Source organism: Niallia sp. RD1 (assembly GCF_024219955.1).
GTDB lineage: Bacteria > Bacillota > Bacilli > Bacillales > Cytobacillaceae > Niallia > Niallia alba.
Genome location: NZ_CP100420.1, coordinates 210,737 through 234,023, shown reverse-complemented (window position 1 = coordinate 234,023; position 23,287 = coordinate 210,737). Strand labels below are relative to the sequence as shown.

General features: G+C 33.7%; 16 protein-coding genes. 12 read left to right on the top strand and 4 right to left on the bottom strand.

Annotated elements, in window-relative coordinates:
- Positions 1-174 precede the first annotated feature (174 nt).
- The 11 genes from NKG37_RS01225 to NKG37_RS01175 all read left to right on the top strand — a co-directional run bounded on the left by NKG37_RS01225 (position 175) and on the right by NKG37_RS01175 (position 18,123).
- Positions 175-3,132 carry an extracellular solute-binding protein gene (locus tag NKG37_RS01225; RefSeq protein ID WP_254415658.1) on the top strand — a complete coding sequence of 986 codons (2,958 nt, stop codon included), beginning with the start codon at positions 175-177 and terminating at the stop codon, positions 3,130-3,132.
- Positions 3,110-4,072 carry a carbohydrate ABC transporter permease gene (locus NKG37_RS01220; RefSeq protein ID WP_016203852.1) on the top strand — a complete coding sequence of 321 codons (963 nt, stop codon included), beginning with the start codon at positions 3,110-3,112 and terminating at the stop codon, positions 4,070-4,072. The genes NKG37_RS01225 and NKG37_RS01220 overlap by 23 nt, the downstream gene beginning before the upstream one ends.
- Positions 4,056-4,970, top strand: a complete 915-nt coding sequence (locus tag NKG37_RS01215) for a carbohydrate ABC transporter permease (protein WP_254415657.1) — start codon at positions 4,056-4,058, stop codon at positions 4,968-4,970. Before NKG37_RS01220 ends, NKG37_RS01215 begins: the two co-directional genes overlap by 17 nt.
- Position 4,971: 1 nt before the next feature.
- Positions 4,972-6,996, top strand: coding sequence for a YIP1 family protein (locus NKG37_RS01210; protein ID WP_169189060.1), 2,025 nt, complete (start codon positions 4,972-4,974; stop codon positions 6,994-6,996).
- Positions 6,990-9,260, top strand: coding sequence for a DUF5696 domain-containing protein (locus NKG37_RS01205; RefSeq protein WP_016203848.1), 2,271 nt, complete (start codon positions 6,990-6,992; stop codon positions 9,258-9,260). Before NKG37_RS01210 ends, NKG37_RS01205 begins: the two co-directional genes overlap by 7 nt.
- An 8-nt stretch (positions 9,261-9,268) precedes the next feature.
- Positions 9,269-10,117 carry a carbohydrate ABC transporter permease gene (locus NKG37_RS01200; protein ID WP_254415656.1) on the top strand — a complete coding sequence of 283 codons (849 nt, stop codon included), beginning with the start codon at positions 9,269-9,271 and terminating at the stop codon, positions 10,115-10,117.
- 5 nt (positions 10,118-10,122) lie between these two features.
- On the top strand, positions 10,123-11,109 hold the full coding sequence (locus NKG37_RS01195) for a carbohydrate ABC transporter permease (protein ID WP_016203846.1): 987 nt from the start codon (positions 10,123-10,125) through the stop codon (positions 11,107-11,109).
- Between the two features lie 188 nt (positions 11,110-11,297).
- A complete protein-coding gene (locus tag NKG37_RS01190; protein ID WP_016203845.1) occupies positions 11,298-13,079 on the top strand; it encodes a glycoside hydrolase family 66 protein in 1,782 nt (593 codons plus the stop codon).
- A gap of 430 nt (positions 13,080-13,509) precedes the next feature.
- On the top strand, positions 13,510-15,297 hold the full coding sequence (locus tag NKG37_RS01185; protein ID WP_169189058.1) for a cache domain-containing sensor histidine kinase: 1,788 nt from the start codon (positions 13,510-13,512) through the stop codon (positions 15,295-15,297).
- A gap of 4 nt (positions 15,298-15,301) precedes the next feature.
- Positions 15,302-16,849, top strand: a complete 1,548-nt coding sequence (locus NKG37_RS01180) for a response regulator (RefSeq protein ID WP_016203843.1) — start codon at positions 15,302-15,304, stop codon at positions 16,847-16,849.
- Between the two features lie 14 nt (positions 16,850-16,863).
- Positions 16,864-18,123, top strand: a complete 1,260-nt coding sequence (locus tag NKG37_RS01175; RefSeq protein WP_254415655.1) for an extracellular solute-binding protein — start codon at positions 16,864-16,866, stop codon at positions 18,121-18,123.
- 657 nt (positions 18,124-18,780) lie between these two features.
- Here NKG37_RS01175 and NKG37_RS01170 read toward each other — a convergent pair.
- Positions 18,781-19,932: a GntR family transcriptional regulator gene (locus tag NKG37_RS01170; protein WP_101729258.1), complete on the bottom strand. Its 1,152-nt coding sequence runs from the start codon at positions 19,930-19,932 to the stop codon at positions 18,781-18,783.
- A gap of 196 nt (positions 19,933-20,128) precedes the next feature.
- Between NKG37_RS01170 and NKG37_RS01165 the strand changes: the two genes are divergently transcribed.
- A complete protein-coding gene (locus NKG37_RS01165) occupies positions 20,129-21,205 on the top strand; it encodes an IS4 family transposase (RefSeq protein ID WP_254416347.1) in 1,077 nt (358 codons plus the stop codon).
- A gap of 234 nt (positions 21,206-21,439) precedes the next feature.
- Here the strand turns inward: NKG37_RS01165 and NKG37_RS01160 are convergent, their stop codons facing one another.
- The 3 genes from NKG37_RS01160 to NKG37_RS01150 form a co-directional block, all read right to left on the bottom strand.
- Positions 21,440-21,658, bottom strand: a complete 219-nt coding sequence (locus tag NKG37_RS01160) for a YozQ family protein (protein ID WP_328823044.1) — start codon at positions 21,656-21,658, stop codon at positions 21,440-21,442.
- Positions 21,659-21,856: 198 nt separating this feature from the next.
- Positions 21,857-22,603: an amino acid ABC transporter ATP-binding protein gene (locus tag NKG37_RS01155; RefSeq protein ID WP_016203840.1), complete on the bottom strand. Its 747-nt coding sequence runs from the start codon at positions 22,601-22,603 to the stop codon at positions 21,857-21,859.
- Between the two features lie 15 nt (positions 22,604-22,618).
- Positions 22,619-23,278 carry an amino acid ABC transporter permease gene (locus tag NKG37_RS01150; RefSeq protein ID WP_254415654.1) on the bottom strand — a complete coding sequence of 220 codons (660 nt, stop codon included), beginning with the start codon at positions 23,276-23,278 and terminating at the stop codon, positions 22,619-22,621.
- Positions 23,279-23,287: the final 9 nt, after the last annotated feature.

Genomic DNA, 23,287 nt, shown 5'->3' with positions numbered 1-23,287 from the left:
AACAGTAGCGACAATCTTTTATAAAAATGATCGAGTTGACTACGGATGAAAACGTTTTTAAAAGATGTTCTCTTTTAAAGGAAAATTTGATTGTTAGGTTGGGATCAAATGACATTAAAAAAGAAAATAATACTATTGATCTGCACGCTCCTAATCATAGCTATTTCAGTCGTTATGATAATAGGAAAAGGGAATTTAAAAAAAAGCACGGATGATGAATTAACAAAAATAGAACAAGAAAAAAGCATGGAAGCTATAGAAGCTTATATTAGTGGATTTAAGAGTGAAAGCAATTATTATACGGTGGAGAAGCAATGGCAAACGAAGAAAATTGCCACTCCCAGCAAGAAGTATGAATTAACACCAGAGGAAATGCAAGGTGGAAAACGATTTGATCCATCCCAAAGTGAAGGATATGGAAAAGATGTTATTCGTTTAGAGCCAAAGGATGAACTAACTTTTGATGTTGAAATAGATCAAGAAGGTTTATATGAGTTTTGGTTGGATTATTATATTTTACCAGAAACAAATCTATTAGCAGAAGTATCTATGAAGATTAATGATGAAGTACTATTTAATGAAATGAATAGTTTCAATCTTTCACTAGATTGGCAAACAGAGACACTTGATAAAGGGAGCAAATATGATCGATATGGGGATGAGCTAAGTCCTAAATCGAATATGGTTTTAGAATGGAAGAAAGAAGGGGTACTAGACCCTAATCATTTTGCATATGAACCACTTAAATTTAAATTAAATAAAGGAAAAAATACGATTAAGCTATCTGTAACAGAAGGGTATCTTTTAGTAGGAAATATAGAGATTGCAAATACTACATCTGATACGCCAACTTATGCTGAATATTATTCGGAAAATAAACAGGATAAAACAGATACTAATAAGTTGATTACGATTGAAGCAGAAAATATTTCGAAAAAGAACAAACAAAGCATCCGTCCAAAGTATGTGAGAGATCCACAAATAACGCCATATGATTATAAAAATAGAATATTGAACGTGTTAGATGGTTATTCATTTGGAGATTCTGGAGACCGTGTTCAATATAATTTTGAAGTTGAAGAAAGTGGATATTACAATATTACCTTAAAATACGCTCAAGATACAAATAATGGAATGCCGACCTTTAGAAGAATTGAATTCGATGGAAAAGTACCATTTAAAGAACTAGAACTATATATGTTTTCCTATTCTAGTAGCTGGAAAAATGAATTATTAAAAGATAATGAAGGAACACCTTTCTCCGTTTATTTAGAAAAGGGAGCTCATACGCTGACACTTTCCATTAATCATTCCAATGTAAAAGACATTTATCATGAATTATTGACTACCTTAGAAGCAATTGATTCTGTTTCTAAAGATGTGAAGAAATTAACAGGTGGAATTGTAGATAAAAAAAGAGAGTGGAGAATTGAACGATATATTCCAGAAATTAAAGAGTATTTAATTGGTATATCAGAAAGAATCGAAACTCAAAAGAAAGCACTTCAGGAACGTTATGGAATGGATGATCTTCCAATTATAAGTGAGCTAGAAATTGCTCAGAAAGTGATAAAAGAATTTATTAAGAATCCAGAAGACCTTCCGCATTATATGAATAAATTTATCGAAGATGAAACCTCCGCTTATTCTAGAATAAAAATGATCTTACCAATGCTAGTGTATAATCCAATGCATTTAGATAAGATCTATGTTCATACAGAAGGAGAAAAGATTCCAAAAGCAAATGCAAGGTTATTTACAAGCATCGTAGAGAGTACGAAAGCATTTACTTATTCCTTTTTTAATCCTAGATATAATCAAGAGGATGTAGTTGATGATGAAACCATTGAAGTATGGGTAAATCAATCGAGATTATACGTAGAACTTATGCAGCGAATGATAGATGAGGAATTCACACCAAATACAGGAATTAAAGTGAATCTATCTTTATTACCAGATGAAAATAAAATTATTCTTTCAAATTCCGCAAATAGTACGCCAGATATTGCATTAGGGGTAAGTCATGCGAGACCGTTTGAGCTTGCGTTACGTGGAATTATTGAGGATTTAAGTAAGTATGATGGATTTTACGAGTTAACAGAACAATTTAATCCAAATACGTTTGTCCCTTTTATTTATGATGAAGGGGTATATGCAATTCCGGAAACGCAAGATGTAAAACTGTTATTCTATCGAAAAGATATTTTATCGTTTCTAGGTGAAACACCACCACAAACGTGGGAGGATGTTGTTGGATTAGTGCCGATGCTTCAAAGGTATAATATGAATTTTTATACCCCACTTGGATCCAATAATTCATTCAAAGGATTTGATACAACTACGCCATTTATTTATCAGTTCGGCGGTAGATTATTTAATGAATTTGGAAATCAATCTGTGATCAATAAGGATGGGGCTTATGAAGCTTTTGATTTTATGACTAGTTTATTTACTGTCTACAATATTCCTATCACTACTTCTGAATTTTTCCAAAACTTTAGAAATGGAAAATCACCAGTTGGAATTGGAGACGCCAATACGTATATCCAATTAAAGTATGCTGCACCTGAATTGGCTGGACAATGGGGTGTTATGCCTATACCTGGTGTCGAAGATTCAAAAGGTGTTATCGAGCGATGGGATCCAACTTATGGAAGTACAGGGATCATTTTCAGCGATAGTAAAAAGAAAGAAGAGTCATGGGAATTATTAAAATGGTGGGCGAATGCTGATACGCAAAGTAACTTCTCTTATAATATTCAGTCCATATTAGGAAATCAATTTTTATATTTAACAGCAAATATCGATGGATTTAAGAAAAGTGCTTGGCCATCTGATTCCAAAGGCGAAATATTAGAGCAGTGGAATTGGATTCAAACAACTGGAAAGGTTCCAGGTGATTACATGGTAGAGCGTGAGATTAGTAATGCTTGGAATAAAGTAGTGTTTGATAAGGAAAATCCTCGAATCGCTATTGATCAGGCAGTGAAAATAATTGATAGGGAATTGGAACGTAAATTAACAGAGTTTGGTTATATGGAAAATGGAAAATTAATCAAACCGTATAAGGTTCCAACCATTGAAAATGTAGAAGAGTGGGTGAGAAGGAATGAAAAAGTACAGCAAGAATAAGCTGCCAAACGATGTTAGCGATACAGGAAAAAAGCGTAAAAGGATACATGGCATTTTTAGAAAAATAAAGGACTCTTCCTACTTTTTTATTTTTCCTTATGTCACTTTATTTACACTCCTTATCGTACTACCAGTGGTTGTGGCAGCTGTTTTATCCCTTACGTACTTTAACACAGTACAATCGCCTGAGTTTATCGGTTTCAAAAACTACATTGATTTATTTACAGGAGATACGGTATTCCTACAGAATGCAATCTCCAATATGTTAATTTATTCGATTATTGTTGGACCGCTTGGTTATATATTTGCCTTTTTTCTTGCGTGGCTATTGTCACAGGTTCCTCATCGAATAAGAACCATCTATACAGTTATCATTTATTCCCCATCCATTACAGGCCCTATTATGATGGGGGTTGTATGGAGGGTGCTATTTAGTGGGGACCAGGTAGGTTATATTAACTATTGGTTATTAGAATGGGGACTAATTAAGGAACCACTACAGTTCTTACAGGAACCAAGCTTATTGATGCCTATCATGATCTTTATTGGATTGTGGGGAAGTATGGGAGTTGGTTTTCTTGCGATGCTTGCAGGATTGCTAAATATTGACCGCTCCTTATATGAAGCGGCACATATCGATGGTATTCGTAATCGATGGCAAGAAGTATTCTATATTACGATTCCTTCCATGAAACCACAAATGCTATTTGGAGCAGTAATGGCGATTATCGGAACCTTTAATGCTTCTGGATTAGCAGCGACATTAAGTGGGGGAACCCCTCCACCACAATATGCTGGTTGGTTAGTTGTAGACCATGCAAATGATTTTGGTTTTACACGATACGAGATGGGGTATGCTTCAGCCATTACGGTTGTTCTTTTAATTATCGTCGTATTGTTCAATAAGATAAGCTATAAATTATTTGCAGAAAAAGATTGAAAGTAATTTCTTAAGTGAGGTGAGTGCTTTGGCAAGCTCCATAAAGTTTAATCCAAAGAAATTTCATAAGGATCAGTGGAAGTTCCATCTAACGTTAACTATATTATCCATATTTATGGGACTCCCTATTCTTTTTATTATAAACCATGCTTTTAAACCATTTACCGAACTATTTGCGTATCCACCTCGGTTTTTTGTAAGACAACCGACGTTTGAAAACTTTAAGCTATTGTTTAATTTTTCAGCAGAGTCTGGTATTCCGTTGTCAAGATATGTATTTAATAGTTTATTTACAACTATTTTAGTTATCCTTTTTACTTTACTAATTAGCTCTTTGGCAGCATTTGCTTTGTCGAAAATGGAGTTTAAAGGGAAAAAGGCATTGGATAAAATAAACACACTAGCTTTAATGTTTGTACCAGTGGCTGTAGCTATTCCAAGGTTCTTTATTATTGTAAATATCGGTATCTTTAATACGTATTGGGCACATATTATTCCATTGCTTGCGATGCCAATAGGAATCTTTTTATTGAAACAATTTATGGATCAAGTACCGAATGAATTGTTAGAAGCGGCAAAAATGGACGGGGCAAGTAATCTACGAATCTACTGGAGCGTCCTTCTTCCTTTAGTAAAACCAGCACTTGTAACGGTTGCAATCTTAACATTCCAAGCAAGCTGGGGGAATTCGGAAGGCTCTTCTCTATTTATGGATAAGGAGTCCATTAGAACGCTTCCATTCTATTTAGACACATTAGTAGCGCAATCTGGAAATATTGTTGCTGGCGCTGGATTATCTGCTGTAGCAGGGTTAATTATGTTTTTACCAAATTTACTGTTATTTATCTTTTTACAAAATAAAGTCATGAACTCCATGGCTCATACGGGGATTAAGTAATATGAGAAGGATATGGAAACTTACAATCATCATGCTTAGTAGTGTGTTTATCTTATTTTCCAGCAATACATCCGTATTTGCCCAATCCCCTTATTACACCTATACGAGTGACCATAATGGGAAGTTAATTGATACACAGACTGCTTATAATCCTGTGCAGCAGCTTGGCGTTATTAATGGCGAGCGATTAATAACGGCAGAACATGCCTTTGTTGATGAAGAAGATTATATCTATATAACAGATAGTACACTAAATAAAGTATTTATATTAGATAAAGAATTACAATTTGTTAGAGAACTAACAAGTGAAAAGTTCTCTGCTATAAAAAGTACTTTTGTTACAGAAAATGAAATATATGTTGTGGACAGCTTTGAGAGCAAAATTTATGTGTTCGATAAAGTCACACATGAGTTAGTGAAAGAAATAGGGGAGCCTGATTCTCCTATATTTAAAGAAGGCTATAAATTTAGTCCAACGCATATTGCTGTAGATATTCGAGGTAATATGTACGTAAGAAATAATGAATCGGTTAACGGATTACTGATGTTAAATAGAGAAGGGGAGTTTATCACCTTTTTCGGGGCAAATCCTTTAAAGGTCCCATTATTGGATCAAATTCGTTCATTCTTTTTGACGAAAAAACAAGAAAAGAAATTAGAAAAGGTTTTTCCTGATGTTCCAAGTAATATTGCCATAGATGCAAAAGGGTTCCTTTATACAGTAACCTCTTCTGTTGAAAAGAATCCAATTAAGAAGTTTAATGTTTCTGGAACAAACTATTTCCCAGATAAAATGATTGGTACATTTGGAATGGAAAGTATCTTTGTTAGTAAGAACAATAATGTGTATGCAGTAAGTTCGGATGGGTGGATTTTTGAGTACAATTCAGAAGGAGATCTTTTGTTCTTATTTGGAGGAAAGGATTTTAGTTCTAGTAGATTCGGATTGTTAAATCGTCCAGTTAGTATTGCAGCAACTTCTACGGATGAATTGATTGTAATCGACCAAGGACAAAATCTTATTCAAACATACGCACCAACAAAGTTTGCAGATTCTGTTCATGAAGCAATGAATGCATACCAGGATGGAGAATACACAAACAGTAAAGATTTATGGGCCTATACATTAAAGTATAATTCTATCTTTGATAATGCTCATATTGGTTTAGGCGATGCATATCTTCGTGAAGGAGAATACCAAAAGGCTTATGAGGAATACAATGATGCCAATGATACAACAGGCATATCAGAAGCATTTTGGGAAATAAGACAAGAATGGTTTCAACAGCATTTACAAACTATTTTCCAACTGCTACTTGTAACCTTATTAGTTTGGCTCACAAATAAGTACTTGAATAAAAAATACCGCTATTTAGAGAAATTTGCTCAAAAATGGAACAGTCTCAAAAGATTCAAAATGGTGGATGATTTTCTATACATCTTCTCTTTTCTAAAAAGACCATTGGATGGTTTCTATGAAATTCATCGGGAGAAAAGAGTGGCTAAACGATCATCAACGCTTCTATTTATTCTTTGTGTAGGAGTATACCTTTTATACTATAAATATACTAATTTACTTTTTGTACCAGTAAATGAATATATTCTTTATGAATTAATGATTGTTGTATTTCTGTTCATCCTATGGCTAGTATCAAGCTATTTAGTAGCTACCATTAGTGATGGAGAAGGAAGTTTTTCTAGTGTATATAATGGTACCGCATACGTCCTAAGTCCGCTTATTCTTGTAGTTCCGATTGTAGTACTAGTAAGCAATGGACTGACTTTAGAACAAATTGTATTCTTTAAGCTTCCACTACAGGCTATGTTTGTTTGGATAGCTTTTATGCTCTTCTTTATGATAAAGGATATTCATAACTATCATGTGGGAGAAACATTTAGCGTGATTGTTAAAAGTGTATTCACTATGCTGATCATTGGATTGTTCTTATTTGTTCTATATTCAGTAGGTAATCAATTAATCAGCTTCTTGTTTGATGTGGTTACGGAGGTAAGTAAACGATGGTAAAAAAAAGAGGCATTTATGTTGTAAGCACTCTATTGCTTGTAGCAGTAGTTATTGGTCTAATCTATTGGGTGAACTCAAAAGATGTTGCTTATGGAATAGAAGTGGAAAAAGATCATTTTGAACAAATTACAGTAAATGATGAATTTATATCCTCCAAGTTTCAGTATGAGGAAACAACGATTCCATCTTCCTTTAAAAAGGTAGCAGAGAATGAACAATTAGAGCTTTATTTAGAAGAAGAAACGATTGCTATTGCAGTGAAACAAAAAAGTAATGGCTACGTTTGGTATTCTTATGATCTACAAGAAAATGTAGGAGAAAAAGAAGATAGCCAAGAAATTAAAAACTATATTCAATCAGGTATCTCCTTGATTACGTATGATAAATTTACACCTAATAGAAAAACGGCATTAGATAATAATGTAGAGAAATCGTATGAAATACTTGAAAACGGTTTTAAGAGTACTATTGACTTTACCACATTAAAAATAAAATTTGATTTATTTGTTACCGTTCAAGGTGGGGATTTGTTAGTACATGTACCAAGAGAAAGTATTGATGAATACAATCCAAATTTATGGAAGGCTGGAAACAATGATATTTCTTTAAGCGAAATGATTGTTTATCCGTTTTTTGGAAGTGTTCGTGAGAAAGAAGATGGCTATATAGTTGTTCCAGATGGATCTGGTGCCATTATTCGTTTAGATGAAAAGCCTAAATATAAGGGAGCATATTCTGCACCGGTTTTTGGTAAAGACACGGGGTATGAAAACATTGGAAAGTTAAGTGAAAAAAAACTATCTGTTAAGCAGTTGGAAAAAGTAAGCTTACCAGTATATGGAGTTGTACATGAAGTCGATAAGACGGGAGTTCTAGTTATAGCAGAGAGTGGAGATAGCTATGCTACTTATAACTATGAATCAAAGGATTCCACGACTCCGTTTTATCAATCTTATTTTTCCTATAATTATCGAACAACTTATGCTCAATTCCAAAGTCGGGTAAATGAAGAGCAGCATGTACTAGGATTTCAAAAAGACCCAAATTCTTTTGATTTAGTCCAACGATATGTATTTGTTGATGACTCTCAAGCCAATTATGTTGGAATTGCGAAAAAATATAGACAATTTTTAGAGAAAAAAGATGGGTTAAGTAAAAGTGTTTCTACCTCGTTTGAGAAGATCCCTATGAAAATTGATTTTATTACAAACGAAATGAGATTAGGAACATTAGGTTTAGAGACGATTCCAACAACGACGTATAAACAATCAGAAGAGATTACGAAAGACTTAATCGATAAAGGAATGGATAATTTATCGATTACGTATAAAAGCTATTTAGATAAATATAATAGCTATCGCTTTGATGTATTAGGGAAGCTTGGAGGAAAAAGAGATTTTCAATCTGCAATAGAATTCTTTAAAGAAAATAAAATTTCATTTCAATACTATTTGGATTATGCACAATCTTATTATGAAAAAACAAAGTTTACAGCTAGTAAAATGAACAGGCAGGATTTTTCAGTCTATAACACAAGTAAAAATCTATTAAACTTTATGAACAATCCTAAATATTATCAGAGTTTTGCTGAAAACGACTTAAAACAATTCAATAAATATGATATTCAATCTGTTGCTTTAGATGGGATGGGTGGAAATATATTTACTCATTATGACAAAGGAAAGATTGGAAGTAGTACAGAGGGATTGGAGTACTCGAAGCAGCTTCTTACTTATTTGCAAGAAAATAATGTGCAAACAAGTGTGTATGCTCCAGATGCCTACCTTTACAAATATATCGATAAATATTATGATGCACCAATTTATTCCTCTGAATTAATGGTAACTGACTCGACGATTCCATTTGTTTCGTTAGTATTGAGCGGGTATAAAGAGATGTATTCACCATATTTAAATTTTTCATCTAATGATCGAGATGAAGCGTTAAAATTAATCGAATTTGGTATTTATCCGTCCTATGTACTGACTGGAGAATCTACCTATTACTTAAAGGAAACCGCTTCAAGCAATATTTATGTTTCGCAAATGGAGCATATTGGTGAACGTATGAACGAATCGTATGATTTAATTAACAAAGCTTTAAAAGAAACGATTGGCAGTGAAATGATTAATCATATGATCATTGATAAAGGAATTGTCAAAGCTACGTACAGCAATAGTGTAGAGATTATCATCAATTATAATACAATCGATTATCAGCTTGACGGAGTGGAAATTAAAGCTAAAGGGTTCGTGATTCTATGAAACTAAGTATGAAACAAAAAAAAGCATTTACAGGTGTGATATTTATTAGTCCATGGATAATAGGATTTTTGGCATTTGTTGCATATCCATTATATAGAACGATTTATATGAGCTTTTTTAATGTGATGTTTGGAAATAAAACTGGATGGAGCTACAAATGGGTAGGGTTGGAGAATTATAAAAGGATTTTATTTGAAGAAATTGATTTTGTAGTTGCTGCCCAAAACTTCTTTATTAGTACATTAATATATGTTCCGATTATTATTGCACTATCAGTTATTATTGCCATGCTACTGAATCAAAACATTAAAGGAAAATCTTTTTTCCGCCTGCTCTTCTTCTTACCAATTATTATATTGAGTGGGGAAATGATGGAGAATATGAGCACGTATGGAGGTATGTCCTTTTCGTCAAATCCATTGATTTTAGATGCTATCTCTATCGTCATTCCATCGGCAAGTTTAGTAAAGCTCATCGTCTCGACCTTTGAGTTAATTGTCCAATTATTATGGTACAGTGCAGTTCCAGTCCTTATCTTTCTAGCTTCCTTGCAGAAAATTAGCAAAGATATGTATGAAGCTGCGTCTATTGATGGGGCATCTAAATGGGTAGCCTTTTGGAAGATTACCTTGCCGACCATCTACCCTTTAGTTAGTTTATGTGTGGTTTTCTTAGTAGTTTTCCTAGCTAATTTTGATACAAATCCTATTAATGGAATTATATTAGAATCGAAATATGATGGTTCAAGAAGAGATGGATATGCATCCGCACTTTCCATTCTTTATACCTTTGTTCAAATAGCTCTAATCGGGATTCTATATTTTGGCACACGGAGTAAAAAGAAAGAGGCGAGGTGAGTAAAGTGGGGAGTAGCATACTAGAAACGTATAATCAGTGGCAGGAAAAAATGAAAAAGATAATTCCACCAGTAAAGAAAAAACTATTCGGGATGAATATGAGTGATGGGATTCTATATAAAGTAGCAACTTACTTAGTATTGATTATTTTTGGGTTTGTGTTTCTTTATCCAATAATTTATATGTTTTCTGTAAGTTTAATGTCCAATTTAGATTTAGTGGATAATAGTATTGAATGGATTCCAAGTAGCTTTTATACCTTTAACTATGAGATGACATGGAAAGCGTTAAAACTACCAGGTTCTTATTTAACAACTATTTTGTTAGCAGGAACATCGACACTATGTGTGATTATCTCATCTGCGATTATTGGTTATGGATTAGCAAGATTCGATTTTAGAGGAAAGAATTTAGTGTTTATTTTAATGATATTTACGTATATCGTACCAAAAACACTCTTTTTCATTCCAAGATTTCAAATATTTACGGAATTAGGTCTAAAAGGGAATATTGGGGCATTAGCAGTCCCTGCTTTAACAGGGCAAGGGGAACAAGCAGCACTGTTCATTCTGATATTTTTTCAGTTTTTTAGAATGATGCCGAGTGCTTTAGAAGAGGCAGCATACTTAGATGGAGCAGGCCCGATTCGAACATTTTTGACGATTGCCCTTCCAATGGTGGGTCCAGCATTTATCATTGTTGGAGTGTATGCCTTTGCACTATATTGGAATGAGACATTTTTAACATCTTTCTATTTAGATGGAAAGATGCAAACGGTACCGATTTTATTAGGAGATATTCAGGAAAGCTTTGGTCAAGTAGCTCAATCGAGTGGTGGTGGGGATTTCGACAAAAATCCAAATATGAACTTTACAGAGGCTAAGGCGTTTGCTGGTACATTAATTTCTATCCTTCCTTTAGCACTTATGTACCTTGTTGTGCAAAGATGGTTTGTAGAAAGTATTGATAAATCGGGTATTACTGGAGAATAAGCTTGCTTTATTGGAAAAGTAAGAGTGAATGAAAGAAATCAGGTGGAGAGTCTCCACCTGATTAAAATATCTCCTCATTATTATTTTGGAGAGAGATAAAAAATGGGATTCGACATCATCAAAGATCGTTAGCTGTATTGGTATTTGTGTATGAAAAAAATAATTTCGAAAGATTGGAGTCGATAGATATGGCAAGTAAAAAGACGAAGTGGACGGTTCTTATTACTTTACTATTAGCAGTGCCTACACTTATCTCTTGTAAATCAAACGCTTCTGATTCATCACTTCCTAATGTGGAGAATCCTGGTCAATGGATAACAGGGGTACATACAGATAAGGCAGTGTATACTCCAGGTGAGAAGATAACCTTTCAGCTTACCTTTCAAAAGGAAGTGGAAAAAGGCGATTTAATTATTAAATATAAGCATCTTGCAGAAGATGTGGAGGAGCAGAAGATACAATTAACGAATGCAAGCACGTATTCCTGGGAATGGGATCCAGGTAAGGATGACTATAAAGGATATATGGTTGAAGTGTTCTTGAAGGATGGAAAGAAGACGTTAGACCATCAGAATATTGCTGTAGATGTATCCACTGATTGGAGTAAATTTCCTAGATATGGATATCTTGCGGATTTTCCTTCCATGAGTGAAGAAGGACAGCAAAAGGTGATTGATAATTTAAATAGATATCATATTAATGGGCTCCAGTTCTATGATTGGCTTTATCGACATGATCAGCCTGCTAAGATAGAAAATGGAGTACTTGCAGAGGAATGGAATGATATTGCTAATCGTGTAGTTTCTAAGCAAACAATTGAAAATTATATTAAATTAGCACATGACAAAAATATGAAGGCGATGAATTATAATCTCCTTTTTGGTGCATTTGAGGGATATGAAGAAAATGGGGTAGAAAGAGAATGGGGAATCTTTAAAGATGCAGAAGGCAAGGTTCAGGATTCTCATGATCTTCCAGACTCGTGGGCTAGTGATATTTATTTAATGGATCCTTCTAATCCAGAATGGCAGGAGTATATTATAAACACCCAAAAGGATGTATTTCAACATTTAGACTTTGATGGTTGGCATGTCGATCAATTAGGGGATAGAGGAAGACTTTGGAATGGAAAAGGAGAAGAAATAGATCTTAGTAAAACCTATACGCCTCTTCTTGAAAAAGCAAAGCAAGAGCTACAAAAAGATATCGTAATGAATGCAGTTGATCAATATGCCCAAAAAGAGATTGCAGAAGCACCTATTAATTTTATGTACTCTGAAATATGGAGTGCGCCAACGTATGAATCTGTAAAAAAAGTAATTGATCAAAATGATTATTATAGTAAAGGGGAGTTAAATTCTGTCCTTGCAGCTTATATGAATTATGAGCTTTCTGATTTTCAAGGAATGTTCAATACGCCAGGGATTTTAATGACGAATGCCGTTATATTTGCTGCTGGTGGATCTCATTTAGAATTAGGGGAGAATATGTTATCAAAGGAATATTTTCCGCACAAAAATTTAACAATATCCACAGAGCTGAAGGAGCAGTTAGTTCATTATTATGATTTTCTAGTAGCCTATCAAAATCTTCTTCGTGATGATGTGAAGGAAATTACAAAAATGGTGAAAAGTGAAGAGAAAGAAATAAAGAACTATCCTGCAGTAGGGTCTATTTGGAATTTCACAAAAGCAAAAGATAAGAAAGAAATATATCATTTGATTAACTTTACAGATGCAACAACACTAGAATGGAAAGATAATCAAGGAATACAGGCAGAGCCGCAAGAAATCAAGGATATTCCATTAACCATAGATGTGAAAGAAGAAATTGATAAAATATGGGTGGCATCTCCTGATATCAATCATGGCTCTGCACAAGAAATTAAATTTAAGCAAAAGGATGGAAAAGCGACAATTACCCTTCTATCATTAAAATATTGGGATATGGTTGTTGTAGAGTATAAATAAACGCCATTTCATAAGCAAAGATAGTAATGTATGACATAAAAGGTAGTTCAAAAGGGTCTAACCTCAAAAGTGATCTCCATTTGTAGTGAATTTAACTACTTCAGTTACTACAATTGAATGGGATAATTACTTTGTGTGTTTTGACCCTTTGTTTAAGGATATGGAAGTTTTCTGAGATCTGAAGGATGTCTAGATCAACCGCCTATCAAACTTCAGGATCCACTCTTTTGCGTAAGCCAATATTGAATTGACTACGCTCTTCATGTTTGTCGATGCCCCTCCAGTTTGTACGGCGATGAGCAAGGCGCTTACGTTTTTCTTATAGGAAACCCAACTCTAACGAAAACGTTTACGAAAATAAAAGAAAACAATAAAATGTATGCGTTTTTATGATAGGATTATAGTGAAGAAAGGACGAGAGAGGGATTGTATGCTAATATACAACTGGTTAAAAGATCATTTCACCGTAAAAGTAGTTTTCACCATTTTAATCGTTGGTTTAATCCCTGCTATTTTTATTAGTTCTTTAATTTACCTATTTTCCAAAAATATGATTAAAGATAGAGTAAGAGAATCATCACAACTTATTACACAACAAGCTGCTGCTGCGCTTTCACATATTTTTACCAGTGGAACAGATCAGTTGGATCAAATATATAGCAATATTTCACTACAAGAAATGGTTATACAAGATACTGATCCAACCATTTCTTCTTTTGAAAAGACGAAAAACAATGAATATATAACATCAGTATTAAATGCTAGTATATATTCTAGTTCCTTCGTACGTGCAATCTATGTATTGAAAGAAGATGGTACAAATTGGGGGAGTGGCTCCTATTCTCCCTATAAAAGAGAACGAATAAACTTGTTAGAACAGGAGTGGGTGAAAGAGGCTACCGAAAAAGACGGAGAATCGGTTTGGAGTGGATTAACCTATGATTATTTAAGTGGTGCAGGCCAATCGAATGAGTTGTTTTTACCAGTTAGTAGGGTGATGAAAAATTTTGATACATTACAAAACATAGGATATATTCAAGTACTTATTGATGGAAGGGGTATATTGGATATACTAAATAAGTTAAAACTAGGAAATTCAGGTGTTTTTTTTGTAGTGGATGAGAAAGCAGAAAATATTACAGTAGACCCAACATTAAATCATTTGAATCAAGGTGTAACGAAGCAAGCATTATTGAAGCAAATTCAAAATGGCAATAGAGAATTTGAATTTGTGGATCATGGAGTTAAATATTATGGAATAAAAGAAAAAATAAATAATGGCTGGTTTCTTATTGGGGTTGTACCTGTACATGAGTTAACAGGTGAATTACAAAAGATTCGTGAGATTGCTTTATGGAGTAGCTTATTAATTGGTATTGTAGCCATTATTATAGGAAGTATATTGGCGAGAAAATTTGTCCAGCCGATTAGTCAGTTGACTATTCAAATGAAAAGTGCTGGGAATGGAAATTTCAACGTAAGAACAAAGGTAACTTCCAATGATGAAATAGGAATACTAAGTAAGCAATTTAATAAAATGATACAGGAAATAGAGCATTTATTACAACAAATTAAGAAAGAACAAAATCAAAAAAAAGAAGCAGAATTACGTGCGATTAAACATAGAATTCATCCTCATTTCCTATTTAATACACTAGGTACGATTCGATGGTTAATTAAATTTAACCAAAATGAAAAAGCAGATATGGCGTTATCCTCATTATTAACATTATTAGAAGTAAGCATGGGGAAAAAAGGGACCTTTATTTCTGTGAAAGAGGAATTGGAAATCGTAAAAAAATTTATGATTATTTTACAAATCCGTTACGAGCAAGAATTTCGTCTTGTTTTAGATATAGATAAGGCTACAGAAGAATTTATGATTCCAAGTATGCTGCTACAGCCTATTGTTGAAAATGCAATCTTTCATGGCATTGTCCCAACGGAGAAAGAAGGACTTGTAAGAATAACTGGGAGAGCAATAGATAATGGGGTGGAAATTATCATCTCTGATAATGGAAAGGGTTTTGATACGAAACTATTAAATGATATGGAGAATCTCTCCGAATCTAATAATAAAATACTGGGAATAGGATTTCAACATATATATGATTCTGTCAGACTTTATTTTCATCTTACTTCAAAGATTGATGTACAAAGTGGTCAAGAAGGAACAACAGTGAAATTGTTATTGCTACTACCTAGAAGGGAGGAGTAAGTAGATGCATCAAGTCGTAATCGTAGATGATGAACCGATTATTCGTTTTGGGCTAAAATCTTCTATAAAATGGGAAGAGGAAGGATTACATTTAATAGGGGATTTTTCTAATGGAAAACAAGCATTAGATGCCATTCAAAAGCACCATCAAGTAGATATACTTATTACAGATATAAAGATGCCAGTAATGGATGGGATTCATTTAATGAAACAAGCATTAGCATTATTTCCAAAATTAAAAGTAATTTTAGTTAGCAGCTATAATGATTTTGAATATATAAGAGAAGGGCTACAGTATGGAGCGATTGATTATGTACTAAAGGCAAGTCTAGAACCAGATGCTTTCTTACAAATAATAAAAAAATGTACAAAAAAGCTAAAAAAAGAAAAAGAAGAAGAGGAGGCATTAAGAATTGCCAATCAAACAAACTTGTTGCTAGAGAAAAAGAAAATGGCACAGGAAGTTAGAAAAGTATTGCTTGGGGAAACAGAAGTGAAAAAATTAACACAATTTTTCCCAGATGATAGCTCCTTTATAACTATTTATATCAAAATGAAAGATATTCAAAAGGTAGAGGAAGAGAAAGGCATCTTATATAAAAGTTTACTATTAGAAGAAATACAAGCTTTGTATTATGAAGAACATGGGAAAGGGATTCTCTTTCCAATAAGTGATGTGGAAATGTTTTATCTATGCCCAATAGAAAAAGATCCTATAGAGGTCATTCATTATTTACAAAAATTGATTACTAAAATTACAACTATTTCTTTTTATTATGGATATAGGACGATTGAGCATTTGTATGATCTCCCAATTGGTTATCAAAGAAGTTATATAGCTTGTAGCAAACATTTTTTTGAGCCTAATCAACTACAATTTTGTTATGATGACGAAATAGATGGAAAGATAAAAACAGAGAGTGTAAATTATGAAAAATTAAAGGCACTTTTATTTCCATACGAAGAAACAAAAGCAAGAAGTATTCTGGAAGAAATATTTATACACTGGAGACAACAGAAATATACACCAGATACTGTTCGAAAAGAGGCTTGTGAGATTGTTAGCATTTTATTTATGAATAAAATAGAGGTTACACAATGGATGGAACATATGGAACGGGTAAAGACCGCAGAATCCGTTCATTCCGTCATTCAAATACTATCGTCTTTTTTTGATTTATATGAAGAAATTAGTCATAGTACATGGAAAAAAACATATACGGAAAATGAATTGGTGGAAAAGGCTCTTGAATATATTCATGCGAATTTCACAAAGGAATTAACGTTGCAAATTGTTGCTTCCCATATTCATATAAGCAGAAATTATTTTAGCATTTTATTTAAACGATTAGTTCATCAAAATTTTATTGACTATGTAATTGAATTGCGTATTAAAAAGGCGAAGGGGTTGTTAAAAAATTCCACAAAAAAAATCTATGAAGTGGCAGAAGAATCTGGGTTTAATGATGTAAAATATTTTAGTAAGTTATTTAAAAAAGTAACAGGAATGTCGCCAGGAGAATATCGGATTTACAAGCAGAATGGAGGATAAAGAGGGTGCTGACAATGTTCAAAATTCGATCAGTTTTATTGTTTTTTGGAATATGTGCTTCTCTAGTAGGTTGTGATAATACATCTATTATTAATAAAAATGACGAGGTGAAACAAGGAGATAGCGGAAAAGTTCAACTTGTTGTTTGGCATACCTATAATGAAAATGAAACAAAGATTTTTGAAAATGAAATTATTCCGATATTCGAACAGAAATATCCATCTATTGAAATAAAGCCTGTAAGTCAGTCCTATAATTCCCAATTGATGTCTGCTCTTATTTCCAAGGCTTCTGCTAATAAGCCGCCAGATATTATTAGAATGGATATCACTTGGGTATCTAAGTTTGCCGATTTGCATTTGCTCTATCCAGTTAATCAATTCGGGGACTTTGAACGTGTTAAAGACAACTTATATCCAGTCCCGTTACAAACTAGCTTATACCAGGGACAATACTATGGGTTACCAGTGAATACAAATACGAAAATTGCTATTTATAATAAGGAGCTATTAAAGAAATATCATATTGAAAAACTGCCAGAGACAATGGACGAATTAATGAAAATTATTGAAAAAAATCCAGTGCTTTTAGGCATGGCTGGAATGAATGCATGGCAGAGTTTACCATATTTTTATGGACTTGGTGGGAATTTATTAAATGATAGGAATACAAAGGCAACAGGTTATTTTAATAGTGAAGAAAGTATACAAGCAGTTGAAAAAATGTTAGCGCTTTATCAACAAAAAAAGCTTAACGAAAATACAATTAGTAGAAACTACGATTTGTGGGATGGGCTTTTATCAGAGAAGTACATCATGATTGACGAAGGTCCTTGGTTCTATAATGTGAATGCAAAGGAACAGATAGATTATATTATCAGTCATACGGTAGCTGCACCTTTTCCTGGAAGCAAAGATAGAAGATCTGTTTTAGGTGGAGAGGTACTTAGTATAACGAAAGGGACAGAGCATGTAGAGGAGGCGTGGGAATTTGTGAAGTGGATGACCACAGAGGAACCTCAAAAAAGGTTTTTAATGGAAGGATTACTTCCAACAAACAAAACCGTATTGAAGGATGAGATGGTGGAGGAATATCCTTATTATAAAGCGTATGTACAGAGCATCGATCAATCCTTTTTACGACCACAAATTGCAGAGTGGAGGAAAATAGAAAGCATCTATACGGAATGCTTAAAGCAAATATTTTCTGGACAAACGAATATAGAAGAGGAATTAACCAAAGCAGCAAGGAAAATGGATTTGGTATTACAGTAAATAAGTTGGAGCATGGGGAGAGATTCTTTACTACATTATTCGTTAATGCGATGAAGAATCTGTCTCCATGACCAAGTGTCTGTTTATTGAATCATTTTGGAAATATTCTTTGCTGTACTGCATTAATTTTCTACTAATCGCTTTATCCTCTCTAATAAAATATATTAATGGTCATGGCGATGCACTTGCCGGTTTTATTCCGGTGTTTAAGAATATGTATCCGTTTTTTTTTAGAGGCACACCAATTGTTAGTTGCTGCGAATATTAACAATGGTGAATTATCTATAAATGGAAAATATTCCTAAATTAAAATTGTATGTTTTCTGAACTTCGTATTGCGCTCTATTGTTAATACAGGTTGGGGGTAGGATGACTTATTAAGGGAGTAGTGGGACAGGTGAGAATTCAAAGAAGCTCACCTCCCAATCCGTGGAAAAGTAGGAGCAATCTATAAAATAAAAAGCTTTATCCCTTTTTATTAGTGTAAGACTAAGTGATGTAAGCAATGTAAATAGCTTTGGCAGGCTGTCGATAAACGCAAGCTTCTCCAAAGGCTTCATGCATTGAAAGATAACCGTTCTAGATCATCCTGAAAATTTGTGTTCTTTTAGTTTAACTCCACTCAATGTAAATAACTTTGTAACTTTGCCGCAAGAGTTAATTCCTTTTTTTTGAAATAAAGGTGGTGGAAATCCCCAATTTTAAGCGTCCATTTAGAACTTTTTTTATTATTTTTTCAGGAGATTGAATTTGTTGTAAAACTTGTTTAACGGCTGCTTCCCCCATCTCATATTGTTGCTGTTCAATATGAGTAAATGCAACATCTTCTTTACTAAATAGATTTGCTGGATAGTCAAAGCAACAAATAGAAAGTTCATTAGGGATGTTCTTATCTATCTGCTGACAAGCCTGTTTTATTAGCTGTGCAATATTATATTCTGCTGCTACAATTGCCGTCATTTGAGGCTGACTTTGAATAAAATTCATTATTTTCTTTTGATCAGATTTTATTGATTCGTAATAATTTGGAATAACAGATTGGATGAAACTTTGTTGTAAAGCCTGATCCATTTTGACTTGATTAGCCGCATGTGCCTGAATATATCCTTGAATCCTCTCCTTTACACTAGAGACAAGATTCGTAGATGTTAGAATACCAATATTTTTATGCCCAAGTTCCATAAGATAAGAAGTTAATTTCTCTGCTGCTTCGATATTATTAGAAGTAATGCACGAAATAGGTAAGTTATTTAGTGTTCGATCAATCACAATTATAGGGAATTTTTTTGCTGCTAAGTCTAAAATAGTTGGAGCAAGAAATTGGGATGATGATGGCAATAAAATAATGCCATCAATGTCAGATTGAATGAATTCTCGGATTATTTCATCTTCTTTTTTTTCATTACCCATTGTTTTTTTTAAGATAATATTTACTCCAGGAGGGCAATGATCAAGTATGCCATTAAGTATGTTTGTTCCAAATGTATCATCTAAGTTCGTCACAATTAAACCGATTGTGAATTTATGTAATTCTAATTTTTGTGTGTTTGTTATTTTTCCTTTATTGGAAATAACAATAGTCCCCTCTTTCGGCTTTCTAGAAAGGTATCCTTGATTTTTTAATTCATTTAATGCACGTTTGATCGTTATACTACTAACGTTAAATTGAGACGCTAATTCTGATTCAGATGGAAGTTTTTCATTTAGTTTCCATTCCTTTTTTATAATTTGCTTTTCAAGTTTTTCATAAACTATTTGATAAAGAGGCTTTTTCATAATTTCACCTGTTTCTTCATAAATGTTATACATACCGATAAATACCCACTAGCGTCGCATTAAAATAACTTTTTAATAAACAATAGATTGTTTTTTCTGTCAATTCATTTCTCCATAAAAAAATCCTTTATAATGGTTTGGTGGTAGTAACCTATCCAAATCCAAAAATAAAGGAAATCGCATGGATAAGTTTACACGAAAAACATCATTTGAACAATGACTTTCACCCATTTCCAATAATCTTTTTGAGGAACAAGTGAAAACCTATCAATTAAATTACTATACTAAGAAGCTTCATATGACTTCCTTTTTGAAATTACTACTGTACGCACAACTCCATGAAACAGAGAGCTTGCGTGCTTTAAGTGATTGTGTATTTTCGGAAGAATTACAGAACACAACCCAACTTGATTCCATTAGTTTTTCTCAACTGGGTAGACGATTAAATCGGGTTCCAACTAAGTTTTTTCAAACCATTTTTCTTGATTTAGTCACGCAAATTCACGAAAAGACTGATTTTCAAGCGAGAAGAAAAACGACAACTCCACTCAAAATCATTGATTCAAGTACATTGCCATTGAATTTGAACAATCATAAGTGGGCAAAATTCCGGAAAACAAAATCTGGTGTGAAGCTCCACCTTCGCCTTGTGTTTATGGAAAAAGGATGTTCTTATCCAGACCAATCTGTGCTTACGAATGCAAACGAACATGACCGTGGTCAGCTTGAAGTACTTGTCGATGACAAAGAATGCATGTATGTGTTTGACCGTGGATACTTGGATTATGAACGATTCGATCGCATGACAGATGAAGGCTATTTCTTCGTTTCCCGTTTGAGAAAAAATGCTGTTGTACGTAAACTTGAAACATTTTCGTTACCAGAAGATTCTTCAGTTTTATCAGATGAAATGGTCGTCATTGGAACGACACAAAATCGTTCTGAAAATGAATTTCGTTTGATCAAAGTACTAGATTCAAAAGGTAATCAGCTACATTTATTAACGAATCGCTTTGATTTAAGTGCAGATGAAATCGCTGAACTTTACAAATCACGCTGGGCCATTGAATTGTTTTTCAAATGGATGAAACAACATTTGAATATCAAAAAATTCTATGGCCAGAGTGAACAGGCTGTACATAACCAAGTGTATATTGCCATGATCGTGTACTGTTTGAATGTACTGGCTCAGCTGAACACGGGAAGTAAGCGAACGTACTTACAAATTAGTCGCTATTTAAAAGCAGCTTTATGGAAGTCGGCTCGCGTTTGGTTGCGAAAAATAGAAGGCAATACAGTCCCATAAGGATCTCAAAGCCTCTGTCACACTTGTCAATGGTTATAGTAAAAAAATGGATGTTTGCTACCTCTACTTGAGCATCTTTCTTTTTACTCAAAATTGGACAAAATGAAAAACTGAAAATTCATTCAATATTTATGCGACTCTTGTGGTTTAATCTGCTTATTTAAAATCAAAATAAATAACATACAAGGGACTATTTTCATTGCAATGAAAATAGTCTCTTGTATGTTTTAGAACTTATTTATTTTTTCTTTTTTTACCTATTTCAATATCTTCCCCATCGGCATCATCAATTACTGCACCAATTTCTCCTTCTGTATATGTATCGCTAGCTTGCTCATGCGTCGTTGCTAATCCAGAAGAAAGTTGGTCGTTTTTTTCATAATCACTAGGATTAAATACACGACCGGCTACATCGGTGTTTTGATCAGAATTCTTTTTTTTCAACGGAAACACTCCTTTTTCGTAATAAGATCTTCAGATGTATTTTTTTCTAAATGATAACAAATTACTCATGAAATTTTAGTTTTGCTGAAAATTAAATAAGCAATGATTTAATCTTGCTATTAAAAAGGATACTTTTTTAAAATTTATTTTCCTTTAATTTTAAGCAAAAAAAGAGCTTGTGAATAGCACAGTTCTTGTAATAGATACTTATTTTAAATTCCGACTCAGAAAAGCTTTCGTACGTGCAGATTGAGGATTTGTAAAGAAGCTGCTTGGAGGACCGGACTCCTCAATTACCCCGTTGTCCATAAAAATGACTTTGTTTGCTACTTCCTTGGCAAATCCCATTTCGTGGGTGACGACAATCATGGTCATTTTTTCTTTTGCTAAATCTTTCATCACTGCTAAGACTTCCCCTGTTAGTTCGGGATCTAATGCGGATGTAGGTTCATCAAAGAGTAAAATTTCCGGTTCCATCATTAATGCACGGGCAATAGCGACACGTTGTTTTTGCCCCCCTGACAGTTTTGCTGGATAGACATTTGCAAAATTAGAAAGACCGATTTTTTCAAGTGTTTTTATGCTTCTTTCTTGAATGGTAGCAGCTGATTCCTTCTTGACCAATTTTGGGGCCAGCTCTATATTTTCTTTTACAGTAAGATGTGGAAAGAGATTGAAATGCTGAAAAACCATCCCCATCTTTGTTGTAATTTGCTTGATTTTTTGGGCTTGTGAGTAGTGACCGTCTTTAACTAAGTCTTCTCCACAAACACGAATGCTCCCCCCATCTATCTTTTCTAAATCGACAAGACAACGGAGCATTGTGCTTTTTCCAGAACCAGATGGTCCAATGACAGCAATGACATCATTGGTATTGACATCAAAGGTAATCTGCTTTAATACTTCAATCGTGTCAAATGACTTCTTGATATTCTCTATTTCAATGATTGCCATGAGTATCCGTCCTTCTTATTCATATTTAAATCTGCGCTCTAGCCATTTAAATAGCGCTGTTAATAGCAGGGTCATGATTAAATAAATAATGCCCGCAACGAAAAATGGCACAATTGTAAAATCGCGGTTTACAGCAGTTTGTGCAAAGTGCAATAATTCTGGTACAGCAACAGCATAGAGTAGGGCAGTATCCTTTACTAATGTAACAGATTCATTTGCCACAGCAGGTAGTGCAATGCGAAACATTTGTGGCAGTACAACACGTGTTGTTGTTTGCCATTTATTTAAGCCAAGAACTTGAGAGGCTTCATATTGACCTTTATCGATAGCCAATAATCCTCCACGGAAAATTTCTGCGAAATAAGCTGCATAATTTAAAATAAAACCTAAAGATGCAGCGACAAAGCGATCTAATACTAAATATTCCCCAATTCCCGGAATCATCGGTAAACCAAAGCAGATAAATAATAATTGTAGCAAAAGCGGTGTCCCGCGCATTACATAAACGTAACAGCTTGCCAGCCACGTAATTGGCTTAATACTGCTTCTAATAGCGAGAGTTAATAGGAAACCTAATGGAATAGATACTACAATCGCAATCAGAAATAAGAGAACGGTTGCTTGTGCACCTTCCAACATTGGTTTCAGTATGGATAATATATAATCTAACGACATTTTTATTCC

Coding starts and splice junctions, on each gene's coding strand:
- NKG37_RS01225 (WP_254415658.1), top strand. CDS start 175: ATGATAATAGGAAAAGGGAATTTAAAAAAAAGCACGGATGATGAATTA.
- NKG37_RS01220 (WP_016203852.1), top strand. CDS start 3,110: ATGAAAAAGTACAGCAAGAATAAGCTGCCAAACGATGTTAGCGATACA.
- NKG37_RS01210 (WP_169189060.1), top strand. CDS start 4,972: ATGAGAAGGATATGGAAACTTACAATCATCATGCTTAGTAGTGTGTTT.
- NKG37_RS01205 (WP_016203848.1), top strand. CDS start 6,990: ATGGTAAAAAAAAGAGGCATTTATGTTGTAAGCACTCTATTGCTTGTA.
- NKG37_RS01200 (WP_254415656.1), top strand. CDS start 9,269: ATGAAACAAAAAAAAGCATTTACAGGTGTGATATTTATTAGTCCATGG.
- NKG37_RS01190 (WP_016203845.1), top strand. CDS start 11,298: ATGGCAAGTAAAAAGACGAAGTGGACGGTTCTTATTACTTTACTATTA.
- NKG37_RS01185 (WP_169189058.1), top strand. CDS start 13,510: ATGCTAATATACAACTGGTTAAAAGATCATTTCACCGTAAAAGTAGTT.
- NKG37_RS01180 (WP_016203843.1), top strand. CDS start 15,302: ATGCATCAAGTCGTAATCGTAGATGATGAACCGATTATTCGTTTTGGG.
- NKG37_RS01175 (WP_254415655.1), top strand. CDS start 16,864: ATGTTCAAAATTCGATCAGTTTTATTGTTTTTTGGAATATGTGCTTCT.
- NKG37_RS01170 (WP_101729258.1), bottom strand. CDS start 19,932: ATGTATAACATTTATGAAGAAACAGGTGAAATTATGAAAAAGCCTCTT.
- NKG37_RS01155 (WP_016203840.1), bottom strand. CDS start 22,603: ATGGCAATCATTGAAATAGAGAATATCAAGAAGTCATTTGACACGATT.
- NKG37_RS01150 (WP_254415654.1), bottom strand. CDS start 23,278: ATGTCGTTAGATTATATATTATCCATACTGAAACCAATGTTGGAAGGT.